The sequence below is a fragment of the Nocardioides dilutus genome, assembly GCF_054779555.1.
Genome location: NZ_BAAGYA010000004.1, coordinates 276,035 through 294,381, shown reverse-complemented (window position 1 = coordinate 294,381; position 18,347 = coordinate 276,035). Strand labels below are relative to the sequence as shown.

Genomic DNA, 18,347 nt, shown 5'->3' with positions numbered 1-18,347 from the left:
CGCGGTCATGGTCGACACCTTCGCGCCCCTCGACCTGGGCGAGGGCGGCCTGGCCGTCGAGGACCCGGCGTACGCGTGGTCGTGGGCTGGTCGGGGCCCCGAGGGCGGCGACAGCCCGGCGGTGTTCAGCAACAGCTGAGCAGGTTGAGTCGTCGAGGGGTCGGTCCGGGAAAGCGCCGCGTCCGTCTGACGAAAGACGGCCGATCCCACAGTGGTGTGCCCTCGTCCCATGGCTGATCGGCTGCGAGGGCGCGCCCTGCGCTGGCACGCCGCCGGCGATATCCGCCTCGATCCGCACGAGCCAAGGCAACCGGAAGCCGACGAAGTGTTGCTTGCGGTCGCCTGGTGTGGGATCTGCGGCAGCGACCTGCACGAGGTGGCCGACGGCCCGCACGCGATCCCTGTTGACCAGGCACACGGCCTGTCGCACGCACGAGCACCCATCACCCTGGGCCACGAGTTCTCGGGCGAGGTCCTGGCGGTGGGTTCCCGCGTTGCCCACGTGCGTCCCGGCGAACGCGTCGCCGTAGAGCCGAACTATCGCTGCGGCCAGTGCGTCTCGTGCGGCGAGGGGCGGTACGAGGTCTGCGACCATCTCGGGTTCGCCGGCCTCATGGGGGACGGCGGGATGGCCGACTATGCGGTGGTCCCCGCCTACATGGTCCACAGCCTGCCCCCGGACTTCGGTCTGGCGTCGGCGGCCGTCCTCGAGCCGGCAGCCGTCGCGCTCCACTCGGTGCGACAGTCCGGTTTCCGTCCGGGCCAGGTCGTGCTCGTGATCGGCCTGGGTCCGGTCGGCCTGCTGGTGGGTGGGCTCCTCAAGCTGCGCGGCGCTGGGGTGGTCCTCGGGGTGGACCCCATCCCCTCGCGACGCAGGAAGGCCGAAGACATGGGTATGGATCTCACCCTCGACCCGTCCGAAGATGTGCCCGCTGCCTGTCGAGAGGCGACGGGAGGAAATGGGGTGCACGTCGCCTTCGAGGTGGTCGGCAAGCAGGAGTCGCTCACGACGGGCCTGAGGTCGCTGCGCTCGGGCGGCGAGCTGATGCTCCTCGGGTTGATGCCGACCGCGGAGATCCCCGTATTCGAGATGGTGAACGCGGAGCTTCGCATCTCGACGAGCGTCGGCTACCGCGACTGTCACCGAGAGCTCATCGACCTCGTGTCGGCAGGCAGGCTCGACCTGGCGAGCCTCGTGACCCACCGGATCGAACTCGGTCAGGCGTCGGACACCTTGTCCAGCCTCGCGGTCCACGGGTCGGACGAGGTCAAGACGCTGGTCCACTGCCATCCGGACGTCTCTGCCTGAATGGGATGTCCGTCCCGGTCAACACCAGGTCCGGACGACGAAAGACCTCGGGGCGGCTTCCGGCTGTGCTGGGGCGAGCCGTCGGGGAGACGGGTGATCATCACGAGAGGACGGACCCATGTCTGAGGAACCGGGCCGCGAGTTCTGGCGAGACCTGAAGCCGATTGCGAACCCACTGAAGCCCGACGCCCAGCCGGAGGTCTTCCATCAGTTCGCACCGATCGACGACGAGCGCTACTACGCGCCGCTGAGCCCGACCGTCGGCTCGCGTCCGCTGTGGATCTCCCCGCGCGACAACCGATGGGCCGACGTCCTGTGGGCCAAGGAGGCGGGGTTGGTCAACCGGCACTACCACCCGCACGAGGTCTTCGCCTACACGATCAGCGGTAGGTGGGGCTACCTCGAGCAACCTTGGACTGCCACCGAGGGCTCGTTCGTCTACGAGACCCCAGGGGAGGGGCACACGCTGGTGGCCTATGAGTCCGAGGAGCCCATGCGGTGCTTCTTCGTGGTGAAGGGGCCGCTGATCTGGCTGGACGAGGACGGCAACAGCGACGGTCACTTCGACGTCCACGACTACTTGGCCCTCTGCCGCGAGCACTACGAGAACGTCGGCATCGGCGCGGCCTACCTCGACACCCTCATCCGCTGAGATCCCTGGAACAGGAAACCCATGACCTGGACACCTCATCTCTTCGACGGCAAGCAGGTGCTCGTCGCCGGAGGGACGTCGGGCATCGGCGCAGCCACTGCCTCCCGCTTCGCTGAGCTCGTCGCGGATGTCTTGGCGGTCGGCCTGCCTTCACGAGACTCGGCGGGCGGGCCGGTCGATCAGGTGCGGATCCGGGAGGCCGACCTCACTGATGCCGGCGTCGCGAGCTCCGTGATCGCTTCCCTTACGGCACTGGACGTGCTGATCGTGTGTGTCGGAATCAGCCGGGACCGCGAGGAGTACGAGCTCGACACCTTCGAGCGCGTGCTCGACGTGAACCTGGTCTCCGGCATGCGGTTGTGCGAGCTCGCTCGGTGTTCGGCGCGGCTGACCGACCGGCATACGGAGCCAGCAAGGGCGCCGTCAACCAGCTCACCAAGTCGCTCGCGGTCGAGTACGCGGCCGACGGCATCCGGGTCAGCGCTGTCGCCCCCGGGTGGATCGAGACGCCGCTCTCAGCAGGTCTCAGGGCCGATGAGGCGGCGAACGGGGCAGTCCTGGCGCGGATCCCGTTCGGTCGGTGGGGCGCGACCCCGGAGGTCGCCGACACGTTCGTCTTCTTGTCTTCGCCGGCGGCTTGCTACGTGACCGGAGCGGTGCTGCCGGTCGATGGCGGCTATCTCTGCACGTGACGTGCCAGCCCACCGACTGCCGCGCGGAGTACGCTCGACGCCTCGCCTTCCGATCGGCATGTCCCTTCCATGGTCCTAGCAGCGCGCAGGTCGTCCGTCTCCACCGCGAGCCTCCCCATCTCCGAGCGCCTGGCCTACTGGGAGCAGTACAACGCCGCCGCGCTCGTCGGTCTCACCTGCCAGACCTTCGAGGAGGAAGGGCTGCTTGCGCGTGAGATCAATCTCGACCTTGACCGTTACCGCGTAGCCGACATCGCTGGCAACGCACACGTGATCGAGCGGCCGCAACGGCTCGTCCGGTCCCACCCCAAGTCTTCGGCGTTCGTCTCACTCCTCACTCACGGCGAGGGCTACTTCCACCAGGGCCACCAGTGGTTGCAGATGGGACCGGGAGACGTGATCGTCTACGACACCGACCGGCCCTACCTGTTCGGTTTCGGTCCGGAGATGCGTCAGCTCCTGGTCGACGTACCCCTCGAAAGCCTCAAGGGTGAAGGTGATCTGGTGGACCTCACGACGCCCATCCTCGTGCGCGGCGACGGGATGGGTGCGCCGGCGGCCAGCGCTCGGCAACTGCGCCGAGCCTTGCGCGAGCTGGTCGACCCGTCAGGTTCCAGCGAGACTTCACAAGCGGCGGACGCGGTGCTCGAGGCGGTGAGCGGTCTCCTCGTCGGACGGGGCATGACTGGCCCATCGACGGTGGTCGCAGCGGCTAGGGCGTTCATCGAGGCCCACCTCGACGACTCGACCCTCGATGTGCAGGCGGTGGCTGCGTCGGTCGGAGTCTCGGCGCGCCACCTCAGCCGTCTGTTCGCCGTTCAGCAAGGATCGGTCGGCCGCTACATCCTGGAGCAGCGCTTGCGACGGGCTGGCCTGGACCTGCGCGACCGGAGCAAGGCGTCCTATCGCATCAGCGACATCTCCTACCGGTGGGGGTTTGCGTCCCAGGCGCACTTCGCGACCGCCTTCAAGAAGCGCTACGGATGTAGCCCCTCGGAGTTCAGGGCGGACGCCCTTCCCTCGGCCAACCGGGCATGACCCACCGGGCATCACCCACCGGAAGAGGTGGGTGATGCCCGACCTGGGCGACTACTTCGCCACGTCGGTGACCGGGTTGAAGAACTTCAGCACGTAGTCGTGGCGTCCACCGTCCTGAGCCGGGTCGGACCGGACCCGGAAGTTGCAGTCGTGGTTGCTGCCGAGCCGTTCGAGGGTTCCCGTGACGCCGAAGCGTTCGGATAGGAAGGTGGCCGCGCTTGCCTCCGCGATCGGGGACAGCGGCTCGACCTGCCAGTCGGACGAGAAGACACTCACTCGCTCTCCGTGCAAGCCTGAAGTGCGATGGCTCCGCACCGCCGAATGTGCTGGTCGATGGAGGCTCTGGTGACACAGTCCCAAGTCGCCCGGTTCAGACTATGCATGAGGGTTGCTCGGCGGCAACAGCATCGCTGAGGAGCGCGGTTGATCACCTCGGCCCGCTGGCAACCCGATCGGCCTCATGCGGCGCCTCCCAGCTGGTCGGCCTCGTGGGTGACCGAACCTCCCACGACGGTGAGCGTGATCGGCGCGTCGACGAGCTCGTCCGGAGAGGCCAGGAGGGGGTCCACGGCGAAGGCGGTCAGGTCTGCGCTCTTGCCGACCTCGATCGAGCCTGTCTCGGCCTCGTCGCCGACCGACCAGGCCGCGTGGGTCGTATAGCCCTCGAGTGCCATCCGCGCGGTGATCGCCTGGTCCGGCTGCAGCGGCTCGCGCTCGGGCGCACCGCCTCTGCGGCGCAGCTGGGCGGCGGCGAGGACGCCGCGCGGATCGAAGTCCGCGATCGGCCAGTCCGACCCGAGCGCGACGCGGACGCCGGCCTCGCGGAGGTCGCGGATCCGCCAGCCGCGTTCTGCCCTGAGCGGACCGAGCCGCGTCGACCAGTTGTCGCTGTGGTCGGGCGCGGTGTACTCGGTGCAGTGCGTGGGCTGCATGCTGGCGGTGACCGGCAGCGTGGCGAACGCATCGACCAGGTCGTCCGGGATCGTCTCGACGTGCTCGATCCGGTGCCGTGCGCGACCGCGTGTGGCTTCGATTGCCTGCAGCACGTACCGGACGCCCTGGTCGCCGATCGCGTGTGTGGTCGTCGGCACGTCGTGGGCGTCGAACCAGGCGATCGCGCGGGAGTACTCCGCCGGATCGGGCCAGTACGGCGACGTCGACTCGCCGACGGTGTCCGGCTCGGCGAGCCAGGCGGTGCCGTTGTCGACCGTGCCGTCGATGAACAGCTTCGCGCCTCGCACCTGCCAGCGCCGACCGCCGGTTCCCTGCAGCGCGGCCACCGCCGTCCAGTCGTCCTCGGTGGTGCCGGGTTGGACCCAGGGCGAGCAGCGCAGCCGCACGGGCAGCTCGCGGTCGGCCTCGATGAGGTCGTAGACCGCCGAGGCCTGCGGCGCGTGCTCGAGCGCGTGGGCCGCGGTGATCCCGAGCGCGGCCATCCGGTTCAGGGTCTCGTGGGTGCGTTCCGCGAGCTCCCCGACCGTGGGCGTGGGGACCGCGCTGTCCACGAGCGCGATCGCGGCCGACTCCAGCAGCAGCCCGGTCGGCCTGCCGTCGGACCCGCACACGACCTCCGACCGCTGGTCGAACGCTCTGGGAGCGTCGACGCCTGCGACCTCGAGCGCCCGGCTGGACGCGAGCGCCGAGTGGCCGTCGAAGAGCCGGATCAGAGCGGGCCGCCCACCGATGACGTCGTCGACGTCCGCCGCGGTGAGGGTCCGACCGTGCACCACGTTGGGGTTCAGGCCCCAGCCGAGCACCCAGGCGTCGGGCTCGACGGTGGCCGCGTGCACGGCCAGCGCCCGGCGTACGCCGTCGAGGTCGAGTCCGGAGAGCGCGACGCCTCGGGTCAGCTGGGCGCCCAGCACCGGATGGATGTGCGCGTCGATGAGACCCGGAGTAACCGTCGCGGCGCCGAGGTCGACGACCCGGGTCGCCGGTCCCCGCCAGAGCGAGATGTCTTCTCGGGTGCCCACGGCGGCGATCCGCCCGGCGCGGATCGCCACCGCGGTGGCAGCCTCATCGGCGTCCGCCAGGGTCCTGATCCGGTCGGCGGCGACGATGAGGTCCATCACTTGGGCAGCTCCACGGCGGCGTCGTCGTGGGCCAGCAGGGCGATGGTCTCGGGTCGTACGCTGCGCAGCACCAGACCGCCGATGACACCGAGCAGGAGCACCGCCGGGACCACCCCGACCAGCACGACGTTGGTTGCCTGCGGGGCCCCGGTGAGCACGTCGAGGTGCTTGACCACCTCATAGATGACCCAGGCCATCAGCCCGGCCGCGACCACCGAGGTCGAGATCAGGAACCCCCGTCGCGGCATGCCCCTTCGGCGGACGAAGAACGCCACCGCCGCGGCCGCGGCCAGCAGCTGCAGCACGATGATTCCGATGACGCCGGGCGTGTTCACCTTGATCAGCAGGTCCTGCAACGGGTCGAGTCCCAGTGCGGCGAAGGTGAGCACGACGGCCAGGGCGAGCAGGCTCTGCACCCCGCCCGCGACCGCCGGGCTCCCGGCGCGGTTGGTGCGGGCGAACACCCTCGGCAGCGTGCCGCTCTCCGCCATCCCGAAGACGTACCGGTTGATCGCGTTGTGGAAGGCCAGCTGCGAGGCGTAGACGCTGCTGACGATCAGGGCGTACATGGCGTGCACCGCCCACGCGCCGACGTACTGGTCCATGGTGGCGAAGAAGAGCCCCGGACCCAGCTCGCCGGCCGCGGCCTGGATATCGGCCTCGCCGAACGCCTGCACCACGGTCCAGCTGATGAAGCAGTAGAACACCGCCATGAACCCGACCGCGGCGTACGTCGCCCGCGGGATCGTTCGCGCGGGATCGCGCGCCTCAGCGCGGTACAACGCGGTGGACTCGAAGCCCATGAACGCCGCGAAGCAGATCCCGAGGACCGCCAGCACCCCGCTGTTGAAGATGTTGCCCGGTTCGAACGACGCGACGCCGAGCCCACCTGCACCACCCTGGGCGACGATGGCCACGCCCATGAGCGCCAGGATCGCCGACTCCAGGGTGATCAGCACGACGAGCACCTTCGCCCCGACGTCGATCCCGAGCGCGCCCAGGATGAACACCGCCACCACCGCGATCGCCGAGATCAGCCACCACGGAGCGGTCACGCCGAAGAGGTCGTCGAGCGCCGCCTGGGTCTGGATGCCGAAGAGACCGTAGACGCCGACCTGGAGCAGGTTGTACGACACGATCGCCAGCACGGCTGCCGCGAACCCCGCGGTGCCGCCGAACGCGTGCCCGATGTAGACGAAGAAGCCGCCGGTCCGCCTGATCTGCGCCGCCATCGCGGTGAAGCCGATGGCGAAGACACTCAGCACGACCCCGGCCAGCAGGTAGGCGCCCGGCACGCCTACACCGCCGATCATCAGCGCGATCGGTGCCACGCCGGCCATGACCGTCAGGGGCGCAGCCGCCGACACGACGGTGGCCGTCACGCCGACGGGCCCGATGGAGTCCGGACGGAGCGTCGTCGAGACCGACCTGGACGAGGATGGTTCCGAGACCGAGGAGGTGGGGCTGGCAGGCAATGCAGTCATGGCGACCTCGATGCGGTAAACGAATGATATTCGTTTTAGAATCGGTGCGGTACACATCACATGTCAAGGGATCCCGTCGAGGAACTTGTCGGACAGAGAGGAAGCCGTGGGTAGGCCTCATACGCCGTTGCTGTCCAGGGATGCCATCGCCATGGCTGCGCTCCGGCTGGTCGACCGCACGGGCGAGTTCACGATCGCCCAGGTCGCGGATGCCCTCGGAGTGCGGCCCTCGTCGCTCTACAACCACCTCTCCAGCAAGGGCGAGATCGTCGAGGCGATGCGTTCCTTGGTGTTCCGCGAGGGCGGTGTCGAGGCCCGCGACACAGGGCCCTGGGACCAGACCGTCCGTTCGCGGCTCCGTCGGTATCGCGCGTGCTTCGCCGCTCATCCGCGCCTGATCCCACTCGTGACCGCCTACACCGTGTCGTCTCCGGAGGTCATGGGCATGTACGACGAGCTCGCCGAGACCCTGAGGGCCGCTGGAGTGCGGGACGAGCAGCTCCTCGACGTGATCACGATGTGCGACAGCATCGTCCTCGGTGCCGCCCTCGACCTCGCGGCGCCCGACGAGGTGTGGGCGGTCGACCAAGCCCGCAGCCCCGCTCTGATCGCGGCGATCCAGCGGGCCGGCTCCGGTCGCCAACGGTCCGACCGGGCGTTCGAGCTCGCCCTGGACATCCTCATCGCGGGCATCGCGAACCACGCCGATCAGTACAGCTGACCCCCTGCGGGTCATGGCGGGTGCGAGCATCTCGGTCTAGCGTCCAGCAACCCGATGTCCGTCCGACCCGACCGCCACCGAGGAACCGCCATCAGCAGCCACGACTCAACCCCGTCGAGCAGCAGCCCGGTGACTGACTCGATCCCCCGCATCGTCGACGGAGACCACATCGGTCAGGTCGACAACACCCAGGTCCCGCGGTTCGCGGGTCCGCCCACCTTCGCGCAGCTGCCCCGGATCGACGAGGTCGGCTCTGCGGACATCGCGGTCGTCGGGATCCCCTTCGACGCCGGGGTGTCCTATCGGCCCGGGGCACGCTTCGGCCCGTCCCACATCCGCGCCTCGTCCAAGCTGCTGCGCCCCTACAACCCGGCGATGGAGCTGTCGCCGTTCGGCCTCCAACAGGTGGCCGACGCCGGAGACGTCGCAGTCAACCCGTTCTCCCTCGCCGAGGCGGTGGTCAGCATCGAACGAGCGGCCCGCGAGCTGCGCGAGCGCGCGGACCGGCTGTTGGTCCTCGGCGGCGACCACACCGTCGCCCTCCCGCTGCTGCGCGCGCTGGCCACGGACGAGCCGGTCGCCGTGGTGCACTTCGACGCGCACCTCGACACGTGGGACACCTACTTCGGCGCGGCCTACACCCACGGCACGCCGTTCCGGCGCGCGTCCGAAGAGGGTCTGCTGGACACCTCCGCGTGTGTTCACGTCGGTACCCGCGGTCCTCTCTACGGCGCCCGCGACCTCGTCGACGACCGCGAGCTCGGCTTCGCGACCGTCCCGTCCACGGAGATCGACGCCATCGGGGCGGGTGGTGTCGCCGAGCGGATCAGGGCTCGGGTGGGCGACCGACCGGTCTACGTCTCGATCGACATCGACGTGCTCGACCCGGCCTTCGCCCCCGGCACCGGTACGCCCGAAGCGGGCGGCATGACCAGCCGCGAGCTGCTGGCGGTGCTGCGTCAGTTGGCCGGTCTCAACATCGTCGGGGCGGACGTCGTCGAGGTCTCGCCGGCCTACGACCACGCCGAGATCACCGGCATCGCCGCCGCGCACACCGCCTACGAGCTGATCAGCGCGATGGCTCCGAGGGTCGCGCCATGACCTGCAGGCGTGGGCCAGGGTCCTGATCCGGTCGGTGGCGACGATGAGGTCCAGCACGGTGTGGCGCAGCGCCTCACCGGACCCGAACAGTGTCGGTGTCACGCGAGGGCAGCAGCGCGGCATCTCCCTCGAACTTGGCCAGCACGTCGTACCGCCCCCTGGCGAAGGCGACGAATCGGGCAGTCGCTCGCCCATCCGTCAGGGTGACCGTCTTCTTGCGCTTGTTGACCCGCACCAGGACGTCGCCAGTGGGCGTGGCAGCCAGGCCGACAGCAGCAACTTCAACAGAGATCAACGCCCGTCCCACTCGCCCGCGGGATCGAACGGTCGTGATCGAAGCAGCTCCCGTCAGCTCGCCGGCGGTCAGCTCCTCGGCGGTGGTCAGGTAGCCGGCGCGAGTGTAGGTGACCCGGACACTGAGCTGGGCCCCGACGTCGTCGGCAACCGGCGCATACGTCGACAGGGTGCCGCCAGGAATGGCGGCGCCGTTGCGCATCCAGGTGTAGCTCGCGACGGCATCGCTCGGCACGACCACGCCTGGTGCGACCGTCAAGGTGCGTCCGATGATCGGTCGACCCGTGAGGGTCGACGGGCTGGTGATCGTCATCGGCTGCTGTTGCGCCGCAGCGATGATGGAGGCCGCTCGGGACCGGATCGCGGGCAGCGCGGCGTACAGGTTCGAACCAGGACAGGCCGTGTCGTTGGTGTCGCGGTGCCCATCGATGACCGGCAGCGTCACCACCTTTCCCGGACGGAACTTGTCGCTGCCTTCTGACACCACGCTGGCCGTGCCATTGGCGTCCCGGCCGTAGCGCGACAGCTTCCAGGCGGCCACCTGCGCAATCGCCTCGAGGGTCTCCGCAGTCGGCGGCACCAGCTCGAAGTTGCCGATCGCCGAGATGCCGGTCGATGTGGCGTTGAAGCCGAGTGTGTGAGCGCCCCGCACCGGCCGGGCTGCCCCGCCGGCCCGGCCCACCCAGATGCGGCCGAACCGGTCGACCAGGAAGTTGTACCCCAGGTCGGACCAGCCCAGGTTCTGGGTGTGGTAGCGATACATGCCGCGGATCAAGGCGGGGACATCAGCCTTGCCGTAGTCGTTGCTGTTCACAGTGTGGTGGACGTGAACCTGCTCGATCGTCGCGTTGTAGCTCGGGCTGCCGTCTCGCAAGGCCTCATCGGCACCCCAGTCCACACGGCTCCTCATCACGGGCCTGGCCGCCGTCTGGGTCGTGCCACGAATAGCCGGGTCGACCGTCCGGGGCCGAGTGTCAGGACGCTCGTCATCACCAGCACGCCGCGCGGGATGCAGCAGCACCAGGGTCAGGTCCTCAGGCCGATTGCCACCGACGCGGACCTGGATCCCGTCTGCCGGGCCGATCCAGAGCACTTGCGTGCCCAATCGATCCGTCGCTTCAACGGTGTCCTCGTCCGGCAGGTCGTACAGCGGCGGCACGTGCTGCCACGGTCCCCAGTCACCACCCATGCGTGAGCTGATCTGGATCTGCGGCCCGACGACCCCGGCCTGCCAGGTGAAGCCCACCATCGAATGCGTGCTGGTGGGCAACGCTTTCGTGCGCCAGCGGCGCGGACCTACCGACGGCAGGTACTCGTCACCGAGCCGGAGATCGAGAGCGGCAATGTCCGAGCCGCCGTCCGAGGACAGCTGGAGACCTGGCCTGGCACCTGACAGCGCTTCCTCCTCACCGAGGAGACCAAGCCTGGATGCCCCCGCGAATGCCCCGACGACAGCACCGCCACCGATGGCCGCCTTCAGGAGCAGTCGTCGCTCGGGTCCGGAGTCGGCAGTCAAGCCGAACATCATGCGCCACTCTAGGTAACATTGGTAACAGACTTGCCGCCTCCGGGCACCGGTTCAGCCTGGCCCGAGCAACCTTCGCCGTTGGGTGGACCTGGCTCGGAGAGAGCCGGCCCGCGGGTTGCCACTGTGGTATCCCTGCCGACCGGTGGGTGATGCCCCGCCGTCCTGGCCGGCCGCCAGGCGCGGGCCCAGGATCGCGATCCGCGCCGTGGTCCTGCTGGCCCTGCCCCTGGTGCGGCTACGCGCCAGGACGCTCGCGATCACCGCGGCTGCCCTCGCACTCGTCACACCACAGCTGGCCTTCGCCCTGAACTCGCTGCTGACGTGGCCGATCCAGCAGAGCATCGACGCCTTCGACCTGCTCGACCGAGTCAGCGGCGTGGGACTGCTCGATCTGGCCGGCAGCCCGCGGATCAGCCGGCGATGGGCGTCTCGAGTGCGCGCGGAGCGACCTGGAGCAGCTGGTCGAGCAGTGTGCTGTCGCCCTCGACGCGCACGTCGTCGCTGCGGCGCTCGACGAACATCCAGTAGATGTCGTCGGGGTCGCCCTCGATGACCACGTCTGGATCATCGACCGGGCCGTCGTGAACCTCGCCGTCGACCAGCGAGGCGACTTCGCCGCCGACCCGGAACTCGAACCGGCCGGGCGGGGCGAGCGGTGCCATCGCGCAGCTCAGAGCGTTTCCCAGCCAGCCGTCGAACAGCGGCGGCCCGGCGCTGGGGGGCCCGAGGGAGCGAGCGCCCCACATGCCGAGCTCGTGCATGACCGGCTCCAGGTCGCGACCGTAGTCGGTGAGCTCGTAGACCTTCGAGGCTGCGGGCGGTGCCAGCGTCTGTCGCGAGAGGATGCCGTGCTTCTCGAGGTCGCGGAGCCGGGACGCCAGGACATTGGTGCCGATGCCCGGGAGCCCCGCTACGAGGTCGGTGTAGCGCTTCGGCCCGCGCATCAGCTCGCGGACGACCATCAGTGACCATCGGTCGCCGATCAGATCGAGCGAGTGCGCGATCGGGCAGTACTGGTCGTAGCGCTTGGTCATGAGGAGATCATACCGGCAACTGAGGAAAGTGCAGATACTGCTTGCAAATTAGAAGTATGCACTGTTACGGTCGAAGACATGACTATGGAATCGAAAGAAGTCGGCGTGGTGGACACGTCCCGCCGCCGCAAGTGGCTGGCCCTCGGCCTGCTGTGCGCCGTTCAGTTCATGGTCGTCCTCGACGTCGCGATCGTTAACGTGGCTCTTCCCTCGATCCAGCTGGATCTCGGGTTCTCGCAGGGCGATCTCCAGTGGGTCATCAGTGCCTACGCCCTCGTCTTCGGCGGCTTCTTGCTGCTGGGCGGTCGGGCCGCCGACATCGTCGGCCGCCGCCGGCTGTTCCTGGTGGGCGTCGTCGTCTTCACGGCCGCATCGCTGCTGGCCGGCCTCGCCTGGTCCGACACGTCGCTGATCGCTGCCCGTGTCCTCCAGGGCCTGGGCGCCGCGGTCATCACGCCCGCTGCCCTGTCGATCCTCTCGACCATGTTTCCTGAGGGCCGTGAGCGCAACATCGCGCTCGGCGCCTGGGGCGCGGTCGGCGGCTTCGGCGCCGTGGCCGGCGTGCTCCTTGGCGGGATCCTGACCGATGCGCTCAGCTGGGAGTGGATCTTCTTCGTCAACGTCCCGGTGGGCGTGGCGGCGTTCCTGATCGCACCTTTCCTCCTCGACGAGAGCCGCGACGCGGAGGTCACGAGCTTCGACCTGCCGGGCGCGGTGCTGGTGACCGGAGGCCTCTCGACGCTCGTTTACGCCGTCACGCAGGCCGGCCAGGAGGGCTGGCTGGCGGGGGAGACCCTCGTCTCGTTCGGGGTCGCCGCCGCGTTGCTGGCCGGTTTCGTCGGCTGGGAGGCGCGCCACCCCGACCCCCTGATGCGCTTCGGGATCCTGCGCATCAGCACCGTCAGTGGCGCCAACGTGGCCGGCTTCATCATGGGCACCGCGATGTTCTCCATGTTCTTGATGCTCACCCTCTACATGCAGCAGGTGCTCGGCTACTCGGCGATGCGCTCGGGTGTGGCATACCTGGCCGTCGCCGGCACGGCGATCGTCTGGTCGGCGGTGGCCGCCCAGCTGGTCACCAGGATCGGGGTGAAGCCGGTCTTGGTGGTCGGGATGACGACACTCACGGGGGGCCTCGTCTACTTCACCCAGGTGTCCGCCGGGGGCTCCTACGCGGCCGACCTGCTCCCGGGGTTCCTGCTCATCGGGGTCGGGATCGGGTTCTCCTTCGTGCCGATCTCGATCGCCGCGCTGGCCGGGGTCCAGCCGGCGGAGGCCGGACTCGCCTCGGGGCTGATCAACACCTCGCAGCAGATCGGCGGGGCCATCGGCATCGCCGCCCTGTCCACGATTGCGACCTCCCGCACCGAGGATGCGCTCGGCTCCGGGGTGGCGCTCTCCACGGCCCTCGTCGACGGCTTCTCCGGAGCGTTCCTCGTCGGTGCCGTCATCGCTGCGGTCGGCATCCTCTCCGCCCTGGTGCTCATCCGTCGTGACCAGCTCGTGGACGCAGACGTGTTCGCGCTGGAGGGCGAGCCCGCCTTCGAAGCGGCCTGACCCACCTAGGTCACCGTCGAAGACCAGCCCGCTCCGCGGCAGGCTGGTCTTCGACGTTCAGCCCTGGAACTGGGCGCCCGATGGGTCACAGGCGTCAGGGGCGCACCCCCGCCGCGGCTCGCGCTTCGGAGAACGCCTGGACGCACGTCGCGATGTCGTCCGCCGAGTGCCCCGCGGAGATCTGCACCCGGATGCGGGCCTTGCCCATGGGGACGACGGGGTAGGAGAACGCGATCACGTAGACGCCGCGCTCCAGGAGCGCGTCGGCGATCGCGACCGCGTCGTGCGCGTCGGGGAACATCACGGGGACGATGGCGTGCTCGCCCGGCAACAGGTCGAAGCCGGCGGCCTCCATCCGCTCGCGGAAGTCCCGGGAGTTGCGCCAGAGCGTGTCGCGCTGTTCCGCGCCGTCGACGACGAGGTCGAGGGCGACGAGCGATCCGGCCACGACGGCCGGCGCGACGGCGTTGGAGAACAGGTAGGGGCGCGCCCGCTGCCGCAGCAGCTCGACGATCTCCGAGTGGGCGCTGATGTAGCCGCCGGAGGCACCGCCCAGCGCCTTGCCGAGCGTGCCGGAGAGGATGTCGACGCGGTCGCGAACGCCGAAGAGGTCCGGCGTTCCCGCGCCGGAGGGGCCGACGAAGCCGACCGCGTGCGAGTCGTCGACCATCACCAGGGCGTCGTAGCGCTCGGCCAGGGTGCAGATCTCGTCGAGCGGTGCGTAGTAGCCGTCCATCGAGAAGACGCCGTCGGTGACGACCAGCCGGCGTCTGGCCCCGCTCGCGTCCCGCAGCTGCTGCTCGAGGTCGGCCATGTCCCGGTTGCGGTAGCGCAGACGTCGCGCCTTGCACAGCCGGATGCCGTCGATGATCGAGGCGTGGTTGAGCTCGTCGGAGATGACGGCGTCCTCCTCGCCGAGCAGCACCTCGAACACGCCGCCGTTGGCGTCGAAGCACGAGGGGAACAGGATCGTGGCCTCGGTCCCGAGGAACGCCGAGAGCCGGTCCTCCAGCTCGACATGCTGGGTCTGGGTGCCGCAGATGAACCGCACGCTGGCCATCCCGAAGCCCCAGGTGTCGAGGGCTGCTCCTGCCGCGGCGACGAGGCGGGGATCGTTGGCCAGCCCCAGGTAGTTGTTGGCGCAGAAGTTCAGGACGTCCTGGCCCCCCGAACGCACGTGGGCTCCCTGCGGCGAGGCCAGCCGGCGCTCGGACTTGTAGAGGCCGGCGGACCTGATCTCGGACAAGGTCGCCGCGAGCTCGCCGCGCACGTTGGTGTAGATGGTGGCTCCTCCTTCTGCGCTAGCTCCAGTCGATGATGACCTTGCCCCGGTCGCCGCTGCGCGCCGCCGCGAACGCGTCGGCCCACTGGGCGGCGGGGAAGCGGTCGGTGATGATCGGGGAGATGTCGAGGCCGGTGCTGACCATCGCGTTCATGGCATACCAGGTCTCGAACATCTCGCGGCCGTAGATGCCCTTGATCGTGATCATGTGGGTCACGACCTTCACCCAGTCGACGACGATCGGCTGGGTGGGCAGGCCGAGCAACGCGACGCGCGCACCATGGGTGAGGTTGTCGAGCATCTCGGGCAGGGCGTCGGGCGCCCCGCTCATCTCGAGACCGATGTCGAAGCCCTCCTTCATGCCGAGGCGCTGCTGGGCGGAGGCGATGCGCTCGGTGGTGACGTTGATCGCGGCGTCGACCCCCAGCTTCCTGGCGAGCTCCAGGCGCGACTCGTCGACGTCGGTGACGACGACGTAGCGGGCGCCGACGTGCCTGGCGACCGCCGCCGCCATCAGGCCGATCGGCCCGGCGCCCGTGATCAGCACGTCCTCGCCGACCAGCGGGAACGAGAGAGCGGTGTGGACGGCGTTGCCCAGCGGGTCGAACACCGCGGCGAGGTCAGGGTCCATGCCGTCTGGGTGCACCCACACGTTGGTCTCGGGGATCACGACGTACTCCGCGAAGGCACCGTCCCGGTTGACCCCGACGCTCGAGGTGTGGATGCACAGGTGCCGTCGGCCGGCGCGGCAGTTGCGGCAGTGGCCGCAGACCACGTGCCCCTCGCCGGAGACCATCGCACCGACCGCGACCGTGCTCACGGCCGCGCCCACCTCGACGACGTGACCGGAGAACTCGTGTCCCGGCACCATCGGCGCCTGGATGGTGCTCGCCGCCCAGCTGTCCCACGACTCGATGTGCAGGTCGGTGCCGCAGATGCCGGTCCGGGCGACCCGGATCTTCACCTCGTCGGGCCCCGGTGCCGGCTCCGGACGCTCGGTCAGCGTGAGACCCGGCCCCGCTGTGCCTTTGTAGAGAGCTTTCACCGCCGTCTCCTCCTAGCGGAGTCTTGCACGGCCGCGGCGCGCCAGGCGGCCTGCCACGGCCGTGTCTCGGCTGTGGCCTATTCAACAGCAAGGACTGTTGAAAACAGCATATGCTGATGGATATGGTGTGAGCATGGCTCGTGAAACCCAGACTTCTCCCGCCGTGCGCGCGCGCGAGATCGCGCCGGTGCTCAAGGCCCTGTCCGACGAGAACCGGCTGACGATCCTGCTCGCGGTGGCCGACCGCGAGTCCTCCGTGACCGAGCTGGTGGCCACCACCGGTCTCGGGCAGACCCTGGTCAGCCATCACCTGAAGACGCTGCGCGACAACGGCCTCGTGGTGGCCACGCCGGTCGGGCGTTCCAACGTCTACTCGCTGTGCTGCGACGCCATCGCCGAGCCGATCGCCCTGCTGTCGGCGCTCGCAAGCGTCGACGCCTGCGCCACCCCGTGAGGAGAACACCATGACCACCCACGACGCCGCCCAGATCCGGACCGCCGTCCAGGAGCACTACGCACAGGCCGCCCGCGACGCGTCGTGCTGCGGGTCCTCGTGCGGCCCGACGCCGGTGCTGGAGATCGACCCGTTCGGGAGCTCGCAGTACGGCGACGCCGACCGGGCGGCACTGCCCGAGGAGGCGCTCGTCGCGTCGCTGGGGTGCGGCAACCCGACCATGCTGGCCGACTTGAGGCCCGGTGACGTGGTGCTGGACCTCGGCTCGGGCGGTGGCATCGACGTCCTGCTGTCGGCGCGCCGGGTGGCGCCGCACGGGAAGGCCTACGGGCTCGACATGACGCCGGAGATGCTCGACCTCGCCAATGCCAACAAGGCCAGGGCGGGTGTGGACAACGTGGAGTTCCTGCTCGGCAGCATCGAGGACATCCCGCTCCCGGACGACTCCGTCGACGTGATCATCTCCAACTGCGTCGTCAACCTGTCCGCCGACAAGGACCGGGTGTTCTCCGAGGCGCTGCGAGTCCTTCGCCCGGGCGGGCGTCTCGCCATCTCCGACATCGTCCTCGCCCGTCCCTTGGACGCGAACCTCACCGCGATCATGGCCCTGTGGACCGGCTGCATCGCCGGCGCGCTCACCCAGGACGACTGCGCGGACCGGATGCGGGCCGCGGGCTTCGAGGGCGTCGACATCGAGCCGACCAGCGTCTTCGAGCGGGGGGAGCTCGAGAACCTCGCCAGTGGCCTGGCCCCCGGCGACCTCCCGGCGGGCCTGGACCTCGCGGCCGCGATCGACGGTCTCGACGGCGTGATCCGCAGCGCGTTCATCCGGGCCGTCAAGCCGGGCGGCGGAGCCGCCTAGTCCCCACTGGTCCGGCCAGGACCAGGAGCAGCTCGAACCGGGCGGTGGGGTCGTCGAGGTCCGCTCCCAGCAGCTCACGCAGGCGTCTCATCCGGTAGCTCACGGTCTGCGGGTGGATGAACAGTTCGTCGGCGACCTCGGCGCGCGACCCCCAGTGGCGAAGCCAGCTGTGCAGCGTCGCGAGGAGCCGGTCGCGGACGCCGTCGCCCAGGCCCTCGAACGGCGCGAGCCGTCGCGCCGACAGGACCTCCAGGGCGCCGGCCTCGCCCTGCAGCGCGAGCTGCGCCAGGTGGTCGTCGGCGAAGACCGGCGCGCCCGCATGGCCTGGGTTCTCGCCCACGAGCTTGGCGGTGAGCTCGGCGAGCCGTACCCCCTCCGGAACGCGGCGCCAGTCCAACTGCGGACCCACGACCGCAGACCGGCCGTGCAATGCCTCGCTCAGCTGGGTGCGGCCGGACCGCCGGCCCTCCTGGACCAGGAGGACCGAGTCGCGCTCGCGGTCGACGACGATGCCGTCCCCGCCATACCTGAAGCGCGCGTCGCGTGCATGCTCCGAGGGCAGCAGCACCGGAACGACCGTCCCGAGCCGAGCCCAGCCGACGTCGGCGGCCGCGCCGGCCACGACCGCCTCGGCAGCGGTGCCCCGGAGCAGCAGCTCGCCGAGGACCCTCCGTCTCCGGTCGGTCTCGCCCGCCTGTTCGCGCAGCTGCAGGGCGTAGCCGTCGGTGCTCGCGGCCACGAGCTCGTCGACGTACGCCGTCACGGCGTCGGCCAGGTCGAGCAGCTCCTCCGGCCTGGGCGCCCGCACCCCGGTGAGCGCCAGGGAGGCGGCCCGCAGCAGGCCGCGGCTCGCGGTCCGCAGCGCCGCGAGCAGCACATCGGGCGCGCGGTCCTCGCGTGCCTCCGCCGCCCCCAGTGCCACGAAGGCCTCGCGGACCTTCGCTGGCAGCGCGGGCTGGTCGGTGCCGATCAGCTCGATGAAGCGTTCCACAGCCACCTGGACGGCGGCGTGCACGTCACGCTGGAACTTGGGGTCCTCGATGGCGGCGAAGGCAGGCACCGCCTCGCTGACGTTGCGGGCGACCGCGTCGACGGTCGGCCCCAGCCTGGCGCCCAGCGCGCCGACCAGGTCGGCGGGAAGGAGCTGCCAAGGTGTCGACAGCGCACCGGTCGCGGACACGGGTCCATCTTGTCACGCGGTGATAGTTCTGGGTCGGATTCC

Annotated in this window: 17 protein-coding genes and 1 pseudogene; 10 read left to right on the top strand and 8 right to left on the bottom strand. The window is 69.7% G+C overall.

What is annotated here, in order from left to right; genetic code table 11:
* Positions 1–229: 229 nt before the first annotated feature.
* From ACYVC6_RS22665 to ACYVC6_RS22645, 5 genes and pseudogenes are all read left to right on the top strand, one after another.
* A complete protein-coding gene (locus ACYVC6_RS22665; protein WP_460716829.1) occupies positions 230–1,309 on the top strand; it encodes an alcohol dehydrogenase catalytic domain-containing protein in 1,080 nt (359 codons plus the stop codon).
* 118 nt (positions 1,310–1,427) lie between these two features.
* Positions 1,428–1,961 (top strand): 2,4'-dihydroxyacetophenone dioxygenase family protein, encoded by a 534-nt coding sequence (locus tag ACYVC6_RS22660; RefSeq protein WP_460716828.1) that lies wholly within the window; start codon positions 1,428–1,430, stop codon positions 1,959–1,961.
* A 21-nt stretch (positions 1,962–1,982) separates the two neighbouring features.
* A pseudogene (locus tag ACYVC6_RS22655) lies at positions 1,983–2,276 on the top strand (SDR family NAD(P)-dependent oxidoreductase); the annotation flags it as partial.
* Positions 2,277–2,320: 44 nt separating this feature from the next.
* Positions 2,321–2,653: an SDR family NAD(P)-dependent oxidoreductase gene (locus ACYVC6_RS22650; protein WP_460716827.1), complete on the top strand. Its 333-nt coding sequence runs from the start codon at positions 2,321–2,323 to the stop codon at positions 2,651–2,653.
* A 69-nt stretch (positions 2,654–2,722) separates the two neighbouring features.
* Positions 2,723–3,691: a helix-turn-helix domain-containing protein gene (locus tag ACYVC6_RS22645; RefSeq protein ID WP_460716826.1), complete on the top strand. Its 969-nt coding sequence runs from the start codon at positions 2,723–2,725 to the stop codon at positions 3,689–3,691.
* Positions 3,692–3,742: 51 nt separating this feature from the next.
* Here ACYVC6_RS22645 and ACYVC6_RS22640 read toward each other — a convergent pair whose 3' ends face one another.
* The 3 genes from ACYVC6_RS22640 to ACYVC6_RS22630 form a co-directional block, all read right to left on the bottom strand.
* The gene (locus ACYVC6_RS22640; RefSeq protein ID WP_460716825.1) at positions 3,743–3,967 is read right to left on the bottom strand and encodes a hypothetical protein; all 225 of its coding nucleotides are present in this window, start codon (positions 3,965–3,967) and stop codon (positions 3,743–3,745) included.
* A 182-nt stretch (positions 3,968–4,149) separates the two neighbouring features.
* Positions 4,150–5,760, bottom strand: a complete 1,611-nt coding sequence (locus ACYVC6_RS22635) for an amidohydrolase (RefSeq protein ID WP_460716824.1) — start codon at positions 5,758–5,760, stop codon at positions 4,150–4,152.
* Positions 5,760–7,145 (bottom strand): APC family permease, encoded by a 1,386-nt coding sequence (locus ACYVC6_RS22630; protein WP_460716823.1) that lies wholly within the window; start codon positions 7,143–7,145, stop codon positions 5,760–5,762. Before ACYVC6_RS22630 ends, ACYVC6_RS22635 begins: the two co-directional genes overlap by 1 nt.
* A 253-nt stretch (positions 7,146–7,398) precedes the next feature.
* On the opposite strand from ACYVC6_RS22630, the gene ACYVC6_RS22625 reads away from it, so the two are divergent.
* Positions 7,399–7,968: a TetR/AcrR family transcriptional regulator C-terminal domain-containing protein gene (locus ACYVC6_RS22625; protein WP_460716822.1), complete on the top strand. Its 570-nt coding sequence runs from the start codon at positions 7,399–7,401 to the stop codon at positions 7,966–7,968.
* Between the two features lie 129 nt (positions 7,969–8,097).
* Positions 8,098–9,069, top strand: a complete 972-nt coding sequence (gene speB, locus ACYVC6_RS22620) for an agmatinase (protein WP_460716821.1) — start codon at positions 8,098–8,100, stop codon at positions 9,067–9,069.
* Between the two features lie 73 nt (positions 9,070–9,142).
* On the opposite strand, the gene ACYVC6_RS22615 is transcribed toward speB, so the two are convergent.
* Positions 9,143–10,891 (bottom strand): N-acetylmuramoyl-L-alanine amidase, encoded by a 1,749-nt coding sequence (locus tag ACYVC6_RS22615; protein WP_460716820.1) that lies wholly within the window; start codon positions 10,889–10,891, stop codon positions 9,143–9,145.
* Positions 10,892–11,301: 410 nt separating this feature from the next.
* Complete coding sequence (locus ACYVC6_RS22610) at positions 11,302–11,925, bottom strand: winged helix-turn-helix transcriptional regulator (protein ID WP_460716819.1); 624 nt, start codon at positions 11,923–11,925, stop codon at positions 11,302–11,304.
* Between the two features lie 78 nt (positions 11,926–12,003).
* On the opposite strand from ACYVC6_RS22610, the gene ACYVC6_RS22605 reads away from it, so the two are divergent.
* Entirely contained in the window at positions 12,004–13,482 is a 1,479-nt protein-coding gene (locus tag ACYVC6_RS22605) for a DHA2 family efflux MFS transporter permease subunit (protein WP_460716817.1), read from the top strand.
* A gap of 94 nt (positions 13,483–13,576) precedes the next feature.
* Here ACYVC6_RS22605 and ACYVC6_RS22600 read toward each other — a convergent pair whose 3' ends face one another.
* Entirely contained in the window at positions 13,577–14,752 is a 1,176-nt protein-coding gene (locus tag ACYVC6_RS22600; RefSeq protein ID WP_460716816.1) for a glycine C-acetyltransferase, read from the bottom strand.
* A 31-nt stretch (positions 14,753–14,783) separates the two neighbouring features.
* On the bottom strand, positions 14,784–15,809 hold the full coding sequence (tdh, locus tag ACYVC6_RS22595) for an L-threonine 3-dehydrogenase (RefSeq protein WP_460716815.1): 1,026 nt from the start codon (positions 15,807–15,809) through the stop codon (positions 14,784–14,786).
* A gap of 133 nt (positions 15,810–15,942) precedes the next feature.
* Here tdh and ACYVC6_RS22590 point away from each other — a divergent pair, with 133 nt between their 5' ends.
* Together ACYVC6_RS22590 and arsM are read left to right on the top strand one after the other, a co-directional pair.
* Complete coding sequence (locus ACYVC6_RS22590; protein WP_460716814.1) at positions 15,943–16,263, top strand: ArsR/SmtB family transcription factor; 321 nt, start codon at positions 15,943–15,945, stop codon at positions 16,261–16,263.
* 10 nt (positions 16,264–16,273) lie between these two features.
* Positions 16,274–17,125: an arsenite methyltransferase gene (gene arsM, locus ACYVC6_RS22585; RefSeq protein WP_460716813.1), complete on the top strand. Its 852-nt coding sequence runs from the start codon at positions 16,274–16,276 to the stop codon at positions 17,123–17,125.
* On the opposite strand, the gene ACYVC6_RS22580 is transcribed toward arsM, so the two are convergent.
* A complete protein-coding gene (locus ACYVC6_RS22580; protein WP_460716812.1) occupies positions 17,100–18,305 on the bottom strand; it encodes a PucR family transcriptional regulator in 1,206 nt (401 codons plus the stop codon). The two genes, arsM and ACYVC6_RS22580, sit on opposite strands and share 26 nt — an antisense overlap.
* Positions 18,306–18,347: the final 42 nt, after the last annotated feature.